Source organism: uncultured Thioclava sp. (genome assembly GCF_913064665.1).
Lineage (GTDB): Bacteria > Pseudomonadota > Alphaproteobacteria > Rhodobacterales > Rhodobacteraceae > Thioclava > Thioclava arctica.
Genome location: NZ_CAJYBT010000016.1, coordinates 45639 through 58299, shown reverse-complemented (window position 1 = coordinate 58299; position 12661 = coordinate 45639). Strand labels below are relative to the sequence as shown.

The following is a 12661-nucleotide window of genomic DNA, read 5'->3' as shown; positions in this document are numbered from 1 at the left end:
GTTCACACCTCTTGCCCCAGTCGTTGCATGACCCGCGCATAGGCGGGCATGATCGCATCGCGTTGAATATGGCGTCCATCTTGCACCACATGACGCCCCGCCGACCAGACATCGCGCACCGAATGATCGTCGCGCGCAAAAATCCAGGTGTCCAGCAGGGTGTCACCGGCCTTCCCTTGCCCATCCGGCCCCAGATCGTCAAGCGCCAGCAAATCCGCCCAAAGCCCCTCGGCAATCGCACCACTGGCACGGCCCGCCGCCTGCGCACCGCCCTCGACCGCGCCTTGAAACAACACCCGCCCCGTCGAGCGATCCGTATCGGCCAGCGCGGCGCGCGTGTGATCGCGCAGGCGTTGCGAATATTCGAGCGTGCGCAGTTCTTCACTCAGCGAAATCCGGATATTGCTATCCGAGCCAATCCCGAACGCGCCCCCCGCCGCGCGCCAGCGCACGCCGTCAAAGATCCCGTCGCCAAGGCTCGATTCCGTGATCGGGCACAACCCGGCAACCGCGCCCGTGGCGGCAAGCGCCTCGGTCTCGGCGGGCAGCATTTGGGTGGCATGGATCAAACACCAGCGCGCATCGACGGGGGCATTTTCAAGCAGCCATTCGACGGGGCGACGCCCAGTGGCGGCCATCACCTCATCAACCTCGGCCGCCTGCTCGGCCAAGTGAATGTGGATCGGCGCGGTCCCGGCAAGCGAGATCGCGGCCTGAAGCCCTGCCGCATCAACCGCGCGCAAACTATGGGGTGCAATGCCCAGCCCGCTATCGGCCCCAAGCCCCGCGACATGGGCGCGCGCGCCCTCGACAAGGCGCGCAAAGCGCTCGGGAGCATTGCCGAAACGATCCTGCCCCGCGACAAGCGCGCGCCGATCCAGCCCGCCATAGCTGTAAAGCACGGGCAACAGCGTCAGCCCAATGCCGGTTTGCGCCGCCGCCGCCACGATCCGCCCGGCCATCTCGGCCAGATCGGCATAGGGGCGACCGTCGGGCGCGTGATGCAGGTAGTGGAACTCGACATTGGTGGCATAGCCCGCCTCAAGCATCTCCATCTGCACGAAGGCTGCAATCGCCTGAATGTCGTCGGGGGTCAGACGGTCGAGAAAGCGATACATCAATTGCCGCCACGTCCAGAAGCTGTCTTGCGGATCCCTGCCGCGCCGCTCGGACAGCCCTGCCATCGCGCGTTGAAAGGCGTGGCTATGCAGATTGGCGGGCGCGGGCAGCAGCGTTTGCACGCGTTTGGCATGCGCAGGGCAGTCGGAGCCTGCGGTCACGGCGGCGATCCGGCCATTCTCATTCAGATCAATTCTTACCGATTCTGCCCAGGAATTCATCACCAGCGCCCTGCGCGCCCAGATCGTTTGCATGATCCAACCTCCGTGTTGACAGGTTTATTATGTGCATACATATTAATTTCAAATCAAGCGCGAATCGAGCCCATGACCCAGATCACCCTCACCAATGCCGCCCTCGTTCCCTGCACCGCAGATAACGAAAATCGCGCCTTCAACGGGTGGCTGCACATCGAAAACGGGCGCATCGCGGCAATTGGGGAAGGGGCGGCTGAGGGTGAGGATATGGGCGGACGGCTGATCACCCCGGCGTTGATCGATTGCCATACGCATCTGGTCTATGGCGGCAGCCGGGCGCGCGAATTCGAGAAACGTCTGGAGGGCGCAAGCTACGAAGAAATCGCCCAAAGCGGCGGAGGCATCCTTTCAACAGTGAATGCCACGCGCGCGGCAAGTGAAGATGCGCTGGTGGCCTTGGCCCTGCCCCGGCTTGATGCGCTGCTGGCAGAAGGCGTGGCAGTGGTCGAGGTCAAATCGGGCTACGGGCTTACGGTGGAGGATGAACTCAAGATGCTGCGCGCGGCGCGGCGGCTGGCGCAGATGCGCCCGGTGCGGGTCGTGACGACGTGGCTGGCCGCGCATGCGTTACCCCCCGAATATGTCGGGCGCGCCGAGGCCTATATCGACGAGGTCGTGATCGCGGGCTTGCGCGCCGCCCATGCGCAGGGCCTCGTGGATGCGGTTGACGGGTTTTGTGAGAACATCGCCTTTAGCGCCGCTCAAATGGCGCGCATCTTTGATGTCGCGCAAGAACTGGGCCTGCCGGTCAAGTTGCATGCCGAACAGCTTTCCCATCAGGGCGGCGCGCAACTGGTTGCCGCGCGCAAAGGCCTGTCCGCCGATCACATCGAATATGCCACCGCCGATGATGCCAAGGCGCTGGCGGCTGCGGGAAGTGTCGCGGTGCTGCTGCCCGGGGCGTTCTACACCTTGCGCGAAACCCAGATGCCGCCGATTGCGGCGTTTCGCGCGGCGGGCTGCACGATGGCGCTGGCCAGTGATTGCAATCCCGGCACCTCGCCCCTCACCTCGCTACTGCTGACGATGAATATGGGCGCGACCCTGTTTCGCCTGACGCCAACCGAGTGTCTGCGCGGTGTAACCTGCAATGCCGCACAGGCGCTGGGGCTGACCGATTGCGGCCGCCTTGCCCCGGGGATGCGCGCCGATCTGGCGGTGTGGGACGCCACTGACCCTGCCGAGCTGACCTATCGCATCGGCTTCAACCCTCTTCACAGCCGCTATTTCGGAGGCCGCAAATGCTGACACTGATCCCCGGCGAGGCAACGCTTGAGCAACTCGAAACTCTCTGGCGCAAGGATGACGCGGCGCAGCTTGATCCGCGCACGGCCCCTGCGATCGCGACCTCGGCGGGGCGAATTGCAGCAGCGGCGGCAGGCGAGGCGGCGGTTTACGGGGTCAATACCGGATTTGGCAAACTCGCCTCGGTGCGCATCGCGACCGATGACACGGCGACGCTGCAACGGAACCTGATCTTGTCGCATTGCTGTGGCGTCGGGGAGCCGCTGTCGGAGTGCACCACGCGGCTGATGATGGCGCTCAAGTTGCTCAGTCTCGGGCGCGGGGCCTCGGGCGTGCGTCCCGAAATCGTAGCGTTGATCGAAAGCATGCTGGCGCAAGGCGTGACCCCCGTCGTGCCCGAGCAAGGCAGCGTTGGGGCCTCGGGCGATCTTGCGCCGCTGGCCCATATGGCGGCGGTGATGATCGGCGCGGGCGAGGCGACTTTCAACGATCAGCGCATACCCGGCGCAGACGCGCTGGCCGCTGCCGGGCTTAGCCCCGTGACACTGGGCGCGAAAGAAGGGCTCGCCCTGATCAACGGCACGCAATTCTCGACCGCTCTGGCGCTGGTCGGGTTCTTTCGCGCAATGACCTGCCTGCGCACAGCAATTGTCACCGGAGCGATGTCGACCGATGCGATCATGGGCTCGACCGCGCCCACCCATCCAGAAATCCACAGCCTGCGTGGCCATCGCGGCCAGATCGACGTGGCCGCCGCGATGCGCGAGTTGCTGGAGGGCAGTGCGATCCGCGAAAGCCACCTAGAGGGCGATGCCCGCGTGCAAGACCCTTATTGCATTCGCTGCCAGCCCCAAGTCACGGGGGCCGCGCTTGATCTGCTGCGCTTCGCGGGTCAGACCCTGATTACCGAAGCCAATGCCGTCACCGACAACCCGCTTGTGCTGTCGGATGGCACCATCGTCTCGGGCGGGAATTTCCATGCCGAGCCGGTCGCCTTTGCCGCCGATCAGATCGCGCTGGCCGTGGCCGAAATCGGCGCGATTGCGCAGCGCCGTGTTGCGCTGATGGTCGATCCTGCGCTCAGCTTTGGCCTGCCGCCGTTCTTGACGCCACAGCCGGGGCTCAATAGCGGGCTGATGATTGCCGAGGTCACCACCGCCGCATTGATGAGCGAAAACAAGCATCTCGCCGCGCCCTGCTCGGTCGACAGCACACCCACCAGCGCCAATCAGGAAGACCATGTCAGCATGGCCGCCCATGGCGCGCGGCGGCTGGGGCTGATGACGCGCAACCTCTCGGTGATCCTAGGTGTCGAGGCGATCTGCAGTGCGCAGGGAATCGAGTTCCGCGCACCGTTGAACACCTCGGCCCCGCTTGCGCGGGTGATTGAGGCGCTGCGGGTTCATGTCGCAACGATGGGGACGGATCGCTACCTCGCGCCCGATCTGGAGAGGGCGCAAGCCTTGGTCGAAGACGGGACGCTTGTCACTGCCGCCGGGCTGGAGATCGCGCCATGAGCCAAAACGCCCCTGCCCCCGTCGAGATCGAACAAGGCGACAGCCCGATCATTCTGGGCCTGCCCCATACCGGCACTTGGTTGCCGGAAAGCGTGCGCAATGACCTCAATGATCGCGGTCGCGAGCTGGCCGATACCGATTGGAATATTCACCACCTTTACGCGGGCCTGCTGCCGGGCGCGACCACCGTGCGCGCCACGTTTCATCGCTATGTGATCGACGCCAATCGCGGCCCTGAAAATGACAGCCTCTATCCCGGTCAGAACACGACGGGGCTGGTGCCGCTGACCGACTTCGACGGCACGCCGATCTGGCGCGCCGAACCCGACGCCGCCGAGATCGAGATGCGCCTCGCGCAGTTCCACGCGCCCTATCACGCCGCTCTGCGCGCCGAAATCGCGCGGGTGCGGGCGCGTCACGGCGTGGCGATCCTCTATGATTGTCACTCGATCCGCTCGCATATTCCCTTCCTGTTCGACGGCAAGCTGCCCGATTTCAATATCGGCACGGCGAATGGCACCAGTTGCGCCCCCCAGATCGAGACCACGACCGCCGCGATCTGCGCGCGCGCGCAAGGGTTCGATCATGTCGTGAACGGGCGGTTCAAAGGCGGCTGGACCACGCGCCATTACGGCCAGCCCAACGAAGGCGTGCATGCGATCCAGATGGAGCTGGCGCAATCGACCCATCTTACCGTTGAAGCCCCGCCTTGGGAGATCAACGCCGACAAGGCCGCACGCCTGCGCCCGCATCTGGGCGAAATCCTGCGCGCGCTGGAAAGCCTCGCCCCGGAGCTGCGCGCATGAGGCCGCTCGAAGGTCTGCGCATTCTTGATCTGACCCGCGTACTGTCGGGGCCGTTCGCCACCGCGTTGCTGGCCGATCTGGGGGCGAAGATCATCAAACTCGAACCGCCCCAAGGGGATGATTACCGCCATATCGGCCCGTTTCGAGACGGGGAATCGGCGCTATTTACGCTGACCAATCGCGGCAAAAGCTCGATCGTGATCGACCTTAAATCCGCAGAGGGTCAGGCGCTTGCGCGTCAACTCGCTGGCCAATGCGATGTCGTGGTCGAGAATTTCCGCCCCGGCGTGGCGGCCCGGCTGGGTCTTGGCGCAGACGCCTTGCGCGCTGACAATCCGGGCCTTGTCTATTGCGCGATCTCTGGCTTTGGCCAAGAGGGCCCGGCCGCGCAACTACCCGCCTATGATCTTGTCGCCCAAGCGATGTCGGGTTGGATGGATGCGACGGGCGAAGACGGCGGCGGGCCGCTGAAAGTTGGCGAAGCCTTGGGCGATGTCGCGGCGGGGCTTTATGCCGTGATCGCGATTCTGGCGGCTCTGGTCGGACGCGGGAAAACCGGGCAAGGGGCGGCACTGGATGTCGCGATGCTTGACTGCCTTGTGGCGATGCTGCCCACCAGCCACGCGATCCACCTTTATTCCGACAGTCCCGTGGCGCGTGTCGGCAATCGCCATCCGCTGTCCACGCCGTTCGGGGCCTTTCGCACCGCCGATGGTCACGCGATCATCGCCGTGCTGGGCGCGCGCCAGTTCGCGGCCTTGTGCCATGTGATCGGTGCGCCCGACGCTGCGGACGATCCGCGCTTTGCCAGTGACGAGTGTCGCACGCAAAACGAACCTGCGCTGCGCACGCTGATCGAGGGCTGGAGCAGGACGCAGCCGACGCAAGCCGTCGTGGCCGCGCTCGCAGAGGCCCGCGTGCCGACCGCGCCAATCCTGACCCTCGCCCAGCAACTCGCCTCCGATCACGCCGCCGCCCGCGCGCTGGTTAGCGATCTGCCCCATCACCGGCTGGGGAAATCCCCGGTCGTCGGTCAGCCCATCCGCTTTGATGGCAAGGCGCTGCTGGCAGAGACCGGCGCCCCCGCGCTTGGCGGCGCGACCCGCGACATCCTGCAAGAGGCCGGGTTAAGCGGCGCGCAAATCACGCAGCTCATCGCAGCCGGCGTTATCAAGGACCCCACGCCATGAGCGATTTCGATCATCTTCTCAGCCCCGAAGAGCGCCAGTTCCTTGATATGCTCGACCGCTTTAGCGCCGACGTGCTTGTCCCGCAGGCCGCCGCCACCGATGCGTCCGGCGCCTTCGTGCATGCCCAACTCGCCGCGCTGGCCGAGACGGGTATGATGGGGGCCAACCTGCCCGAGCGTTGGGGCGGGGCCGATATTTCCGCCCATGCGCTGTTTGAGGCGGTGGCGTGCGTCGCGGGGGGCTGCGGCTCGACCGTCTCGGCGCTGACGGCGCATTACTTGGCGACCGATAGCCTGCTGATCGGGGCCGATGATGACTTGCGCGAACGGTTTCTGCCTGCTGCTGCCGAGGGCCGGATGCTGGGCGCGTTCGGGTTGACCGAGCCCAATGCGGGCTCGGACCCCGCCGACATGCGCACCAAGGCCACGCGCGAAGGTGCGGATTGGCGCATCAAGGGCAAGAAGTGTTTCATCTCGAATGGCGGCGTGGCCGATTTCATCGTGACTTACTGCGTCACCGACCCAGAGGCAGGCCATCGCGGCATCTCGGCTTTCGTGATCGAAAAAGGCACGCCGGGCCTTGTGCCGGGGCGGGTCGAGCAGACGATGGGGCTGCGCGGCGGCCATGTCTGGGAGCTTGATATCGACGTCGTGGTGCCCGATGCAAACCGTGTCGGCGCGCAGGGCTCCGGGTTTCGCACCGCGATGAAGGTGCTCGATAACGGGCGCACCGAAGTGGCCGCAATGGCCGTGGGGATTGCCCGCGCCGCGCTAAGCGCCGCGCGCGCCTGGGCCAAGTCGCGCATCATCGGCGGCGAACCGTTGTCCAACCGTCAGGGCATCCAGTGGATGCTGGCGGATATGGCAACCGAACTGTCCGCCGCTGAACTGCTCGGCCATGAAGCCGCGCGCCAGCGCCAAGCCGGGCAGCGTTTCACCACCGCCGCCTCGAAAGCCAAGCTGTTTGCCTCCGAAGCTGCCGGGCGCATCGCCGATAACGCGCTGCAAATCCATGGCGGCTACGGCTTTACGCAGGACTTCCCGCTGGAACGTCACCTTCGCGATCTGCGCATCATGCGCATCTACGAGGGCTCCTCTGAAATTCAACGCAACATCATCGCGGGCCGCCTGCTCGCCTGACATGCTGAAAGGACCGATTTGATGACCAACCCGCGTCACAATACCCGCGACATCTACCCCGCGACCGGCACCGAGATCACCGCCAAAAGCTGGCTGACCGAAGCGCCGCTGCGCATGTTGATGAACAACCTCCACCCCGATGTGGCCGAGAACCCGCATGAGCTGGTGGTCTATGGCGGCATCGGACGCGCGGCGCGCACTTGGGAAGATTTCGACCTGATCTGTGACTCGCTGCGCAAGCTTGAATCCGACCAGACGCTGCTGGTGCAATCGGGCAAGCCAGTGGGTATTTTCCAGACCCACGCGGATGCGCCGCGTGTGCTGATCGCCAATTCCAACCTCGTGCCGCATTGGGCGACTTGGGACCATTTCAACGAGCTCGATAAGAAGGGTCTGGCGATGTATGGCCAGATGACCGCGGGCTCGTGGATTTATATCGGCGCGCAGGGCATCGTTCAGGGCACCTATGAAACCTTCGCCGAAGCCGGGCGTCAGCATTACGAGGGCGATCTGACAGGGCGCTGGATTCTGACCGGGGGGCTTGGCGGCATGGGCGGTGCGCAGCCGCTGGCCGCGGTGATGGCGGGCGCATGCTGTCTGGCTGTGGAATGCGACGAAACCCGCGCCGATTTCCGTATCCGCACGCGCTATTGCGATGAAAAAACTCATTCTCTGGACGAGGCGCTGGCGATGATCGGGCGTTGGACGGCGGCGGGCGAGGCAAAATCGGTCGCGCTGATCGGCAATGCCGCCGACATCTTCCCCGAAATCCTGCGCCGGATGCAGGCGGGCGAAGCGCTGCCCAATGGGCGCCCCGACATGGTGACCGACCAGACCTCGGCGCATGATCCCTTCCATGGCTATCTGCCCAAGGGCTGGACCGTTGCGCAATGGCGCGCCGAGCAAGAGAGCAACTCCGCCGGGGTCGCTGCCGCCGCCCGCGCCTCGATGCGCGATCATGTTGAGGCGATGGTGGGCTTTTGGAATGCGGGCGTGCCCACGCTCGATTATGGCAACAACATCCGCCAGATGGCGCAGGAAGAGGGGTTGGAAAACGCGTTTGCTTTCCCCGGTTTCGTGCCCGCCTATATCCGCCCACTGTTCTGCCGCGGCGTTGGCCCGTTCCGCTGGGCGGCGCTGTCGGGCGATCCCGAAGACATCTACAAGACCGACCAGCGGATGAAGGAAATCTTCCCCGAGAACGTGCAATTGCATCGTTGGCTTGACATGGCACGCGAGCGCATCGCCTTTCAGGGGCTGCCCGCTCGGATCATGTGGATCGGGCTTGGCGAGCGCCACAAGGCGGGTCTGGCAATCAACGAGATGGTGCGCAATGGCGAGCTGAAAGCCCCCGTCGTGATCGGGCGCGATCACCTTGCTAGCGGCTCGGTTGCCCCTCCCCACCGTGAGACCGCGGGCGTGACGTGCGGCCCGGGGGCGGTGTCGGACTGGCCCTTGCTGAACGCGCTGCTCAATACCGCTTCGGGCGCAACTTGGGTGTCGCTGCATCACGGCGGCGGCGTCGGGATGGGATTCTCGCAGCATTCGGGCATGGTGATCTGTTGCGATGGCACCGAAGATGCCGACCGTCGCCTCAAGCGGGTGCTGTGGAACGACCCGGCCACCGGCGTGATGCGCCATGCCGATGCGGGCTATGAGATCGCGCGCGATTGCGCAATCGAACATGGTCTCGATCTGCCGGGCATCCTGAAATGAAGAAACTCCGCCGCAGCGATCTGACGGCCACGCCCTGGAAGAACGGGGGCGGTCTGACTTGGGAGATCGCCGCCTTTCCCGAAGGGGCGGGCTTTGACGATATAGTGTGGCGGCTGAGCATGGCCGAGGTCGCAAGCGACGGCGCGTTCTCGGAATTTGCGGGCATTGATCGCACGTTGACGGTTCTGTCGGGGGCTGGGATGACGCTGAGCTTCGCGCAGGGCGGATCGGTGACACTTGATGCCAGCGCACCGCCCCTGTCCTTTCCGGGCGAGGCGGCCCTCAATGCGCGTCTGACCGACGGGCCGATACTGGATTTCAACATTATGACCCGGCGCGGCGCCTGCGTGCACCGGGTCGAGATGCTGGCCGCTGGCCAAGCCGTGCCCAGCGACACCATTGCCCTTGTGACACGCACGCATCCCGTCAAGATCGGAGATTTCATATTGCACCCGGACGAGGTTTTACTGCCTGATCCGCAAGACGATCTGACAGGTAACCTTCGTGCCGATGGCCCGATGATTTCCGTGAGTGTGAGGGCCCTGACATGAACTTTTCTGGTGCCCGGTCACCCGGTGCCAGTTCAACTATCCGGTGCCCATCGGGGCGCAGCGCCGGAGCCCCAAAGCCCCACCAACAGGAGAGAAGACATGATGTTTTCCACGACACTGAAATCCGCCCTTTTCGGTCTGGGCGCGCTGGCCATCACCGCGTCGGGTGCGCTGGCCGATGACCTGGCCGACATCAAGGCCGCTGGCAAGATCGTCGCTGCGACCGAGATGCATTACGCGCCTTTCGACATGCTCGAGAACGGCAATTACGTTGGCTTTGACCGGGATCTGTTTGATGAGATCGCCAAGGAAATGGGCGTCGCCCCGGTCTATGAAGACCTGCCCTGGACCTCGATTCTGCCCGGTCTTGAAGTGAAGAAATTCGACTTCGTGCTCGCCCCGGTGACGATGACGGCCGAACGCGCCGATCGCTACAGCTTTACCCTGCCGATCGCGGATGCGACCGTGACTTTCGTGCAGCGCAAGGGTGGCAAGATGACAAAGCCCGAGGATGCCAAGGGCCTGACCGTTGGCGTGCAAAAAGGCACGGCCCAGCAAAAGCAGCTTGATGCCTACAGCGCCAAGATCGGCGGCTTCACCATCAAGGAATACGGCACCAATGACGAGGCCTATGCCGATCTGATGACCGGACGGCTTGACGCGGTTGCAGGCTCTGCGCCGCTACTCAACTACCTTGCCAAGAAGCGCCCCGACGATTTCGCCGTCGTGAACCCGCCCTTCGGCACGCCGACCTATTTCGGCTATGTCGCCCGCAAGGGTGAGGGTGACACATTGGTCGCGGCGGTGAATGACGCCCTCAAGAAGATCGAGGCGGATGGCCGGATGAAGACCCTGCAAGAGAAATGGTTCGGTGCGGCAACCGCTTTGCCCCAGATGATGCCCAAACTCTAAGACAGCTTGCGCGGGCCGAAGCCATTCCGGCCCGCGCCATTTTCTCGTCCACAATCAGGGTGTGGCCATGTTCTCATTCCAGACGATCATAGACAATTTGCCAGTGTTGATCGGCTCGGCGCGCTATACGCTGCTGATCTCGGTGCTTGGCTGTCTTGAAGGGCTCATCCTTGGGGCCGTTATCTGTGCCGCAGCCCTCTCGCATAAAATATGGCTGCGCCGGGCCGCAGCACTTTATGTCAGCTTCTTTCGCGGCGTGCCGCTGCTGATCCAGCTGCTTGTAGCCTACTACCTGCTGCCGGTGATCGGGCTGAATGTGCCGGCCCTTGTCGCGGCGGTCCTGACCGTGGGATTTTGTGCCGCGGCCTATCTGTCAGAAGTGCTGCGCGGCTCGCTCAACGCAATTCCCAAAGGTCAGGCCGAAGCCGCCGCCGCGATCGGAATGGTGCCGCTGGATGTCTGGGTGCGGATTCTGCTACCACAGGCGCTCAAGATCGGCTTACCCGCCATCGTCAATGAGCTGATCTTGCTGGTGAAGGCCAGCTCGCTGGTCACCGTGGTCGGCATTGTCGAGATCACGCGGATGAGCCAATCCATCGCCGCTGCAACCTTTCGCCCCCTCGAAATCTACCTCGCGGCTGCGTTCATCTACCTCGCGATCAACCTTGTCATCGCGCAGGTCGGGCGCGTTCTTGAACGGAGGCTCGCCGTCTGATGCTGGAGACGCTGCACCGCTACGGCCCTGATTTGCTGACCGGGTTCGGATTGACCATTTTCAGTTGGCTGCTGGGCACGGCTTTCGGTTTTGTGCTGGGCTTTTTGATCGAAATCGCACGCCGGTTTGGCCCCCGCGCGCTTGGCTATCCGATCCGCGCCTATGTGGAGTTCATTCGCGGCACGCCCTTTCTAGTTCAGTTGTTCGTGCTTTATTACGGCGGGCCGCTGATCGGGCTGCGGCTGGATGCGCTGCCTGCGGGCATCCTTGGATTGACGATCTACGGCAGCGCCTATTTCACCGAGATCCTGCGCGCGGGCTTTGATGCGGTGCCACTGGGCCAGATCGAGGCCGCGCGCGCGATTGGCTTTCGCAACTCCACCATCGTTTCGCGCATAATGGTGCCGGTGATGATGGTCTCGGCCCTTCCGGCGCTGGTAAATTTCGCGATCATCCTGACCAAGGAAACCGTCATCCTGTCGATGATCACCGTCCCCGAGATCATGTTCCAGACCCAGACGATGATGAGCGAAACCTTCGCCTTCGTCACCCCGATCCTGATCCTTGCGCTGTTCTTCTGGGGCTTCGTCGAGGCGATCTCGCGGATCGGACGTCGTCTTGAACGCCGTTTCACCCATTACCTAATTGATCGGAGCTGAAAGATGACCCATCAGCCAGCGGCACCCGCAGCCGCCTATCTGCGTAACGTCAACAAATTCTACGGCCCGTTTCAGGCCCTCAAAGACGTTTCGCTCGACATCCCACCGGGCAAGGTGACCTGTCTGATCGGCCCATCCGGGTCGGGTAAATCCACGCTTTTGCGCTGTATCAATGTGCTTGAGGACTATGACAGCGGCGAGGTGCGCATCGATGATCAGTTGATCGGCTATGAGACGCCCGGTGGCAAACGTATGGCGCCGCGCCGCCTGCGCGAAATGCGCCGCGAGATCGGGATGGTGTTTCAGCAGTTCAACCTCTGGCCCCATATGACCGCGTTACAGAACGTCGCCGAAGGGCTGGAGCGCGTGCGCGGTCTGTCGCGCGCGCAAGCCGAAACACGCGCGCGCGAGGCGCTTGCCAAGGTCGGGCTGGGCGACAAGGAAGGCAACCATCCCAGCCACCTGTCGGGCGGGCAGCAACAGCGTGTGGCCATCGCACGCGCCATCGCGATGGAGCCGCGCATCATGCTGTTTGACGAGCCGACAAGCGCACTTGACCCCGAACTCGTGGGTGAGGTTCTGGGCGTGATGAAACAGCTTGCCGCCGAAGGCATGACGATGGTCGTGGTCACCCATGAGATGGGGTTTGCCGCCCATGTCGCGGACCGAGTCGTGTTCATGGAACGCGGTGAGATCGTCGCCGTTGGCTCGCCGCGTGACGTGTTCGATGCCCCCTCCGACCCGCGTCTCGCAAGCTTTCTGCAAGGCTATCGCGAACGCAATTCGCTTGATTTCTAAGAAGGGCTTCGTCGATTTCATGTGACGGGGGGCCGCA

The 12661-nt window shown here is 63.8% G+C and carries 11 protein-coding genes and 1 pseudogene; 11 read left to right on the top strand and 1 reads right to left on the bottom strand.

From position 1 onward, the window contains the following. Window positions 1-2: 2 nt before the first annotated feature. Window positions 3-1373 carry a formimidoylglutamate deiminase gene (locus tag QZ571_RS08885; RefSeq protein WP_295533600.1) on the bottom strand — a complete coding sequence of 457 codons (1371 nt, stop codon included), beginning with the start codon at window positions 1371-1373 and terminating at the stop codon, window positions 3-5. A 207-nt stretch (window positions 1374-1580) separates the two neighbouring features. Between QZ571_RS08885 and hutI the strand changes: the two are divergent. The 11 genes and pseudogenes from hutI to QZ571_RS08830 all read left to right on the top strand — a co-directional run. Then, window positions 1581-2624, top strand: a pseudogene (hutI, locus tag QZ571_RS08880) (imidazolonepropionase); the annotation flags it as partial. After that, entirely contained in the window at window positions 2618-4138 is a 1521-nt protein-coding gene (gene hutH, locus QZ571_RS08875; RefSeq protein WP_295533596.1) for a histidine ammonia-lyase, read from the top strand. The pseudogene hutI and the gene hutH, both read left to right, overlap by 7 nt. Beyond that, on the top strand, window positions 4135-4944 hold the full coding sequence (hutG, locus tag QZ571_RS08870) for an N-formylglutamate deformylase (protein ID WP_295533594.1): 810 nt from the start codon (window positions 4135-4137) through the stop codon (window positions 4942-4944). Before hutH ends, hutG begins: the two co-directional genes overlap by 4 nt. Further along, window positions 4941-6134, top strand: coding sequence for a CoA transferase (locus QZ571_RS08865; protein WP_295533592.1), 1194 nt, complete (start codon window positions 4941-4943; stop codon window positions 6132-6134). The genes hutG and QZ571_RS08865 overlap by 4 nt, the downstream gene beginning before the upstream one ends. Then, window positions 6131-7273: an acyl-CoA dehydrogenase family protein gene (locus QZ571_RS08860; protein ID WP_295533590.1), complete on the top strand. Its 1143-nt coding sequence runs from the start codon at window positions 6131-6133 to the stop codon at window positions 7271-7273. The genes QZ571_RS08865 and QZ571_RS08860 overlap by 4 nt, the downstream gene beginning before the upstream one ends. Before the next feature lie 21 nt (window positions 7274-7294). Then, complete coding sequence (hutU, locus tag QZ571_RS08855) at window positions 7295-8989, top strand: urocanate hydratase (RefSeq protein WP_295533588.1); 1695 nt, start codon at window positions 7295-7297, stop codon at window positions 8987-8989. Then, window positions 8986-9540, top strand: coding sequence for a HutD family protein (locus tag QZ571_RS08850; protein ID WP_295533586.1), 555 nt, complete (start codon window positions 8986-8988; stop codon window positions 9538-9540). The genes hutU and QZ571_RS08850 overlap by 4 nt, the downstream gene beginning before the upstream one ends. Window positions 9541-9639: 99 nt before the next feature. Next, window positions 9640-10452: a transporter substrate-binding domain-containing protein gene (locus QZ571_RS08845; protein WP_295533584.1), complete on the top strand. Its 813-nt coding sequence runs from the start codon at window positions 9640-9642 to the stop codon at window positions 10450-10452. A gap of 67 nt (window positions 10453-10519) precedes the next feature. Next, window positions 10520-11167 carry an amino acid ABC transporter permease gene (locus QZ571_RS08840; protein WP_295533582.1) on the top strand — a complete coding sequence of 216 codons (648 nt, stop codon included), beginning with the start codon at window positions 10520-10522 and terminating at the stop codon, window positions 11165-11167. Continuing rightward, window positions 11167-11826: an amino acid ABC transporter permease gene (locus tag QZ571_RS08835; protein WP_295533580.1), complete on the top strand. Its 660-nt coding sequence runs from the start codon at window positions 11167-11169 to the stop codon at window positions 11824-11826. Before QZ571_RS08840 ends, QZ571_RS08835 begins: the two co-directional genes overlap by 1 nt. 3 nt (window positions 11827-11829) lie before the next feature. Continuing rightward, window positions 11830-12624, top strand: a complete 795-nt coding sequence (locus QZ571_RS08830; RefSeq protein WP_295533578.1) for an amino acid ABC transporter ATP-binding protein — start codon at window positions 11830-11832, stop codon at window positions 12622-12624. Window positions 12625-12661: the final 37 nt, after the last annotated feature.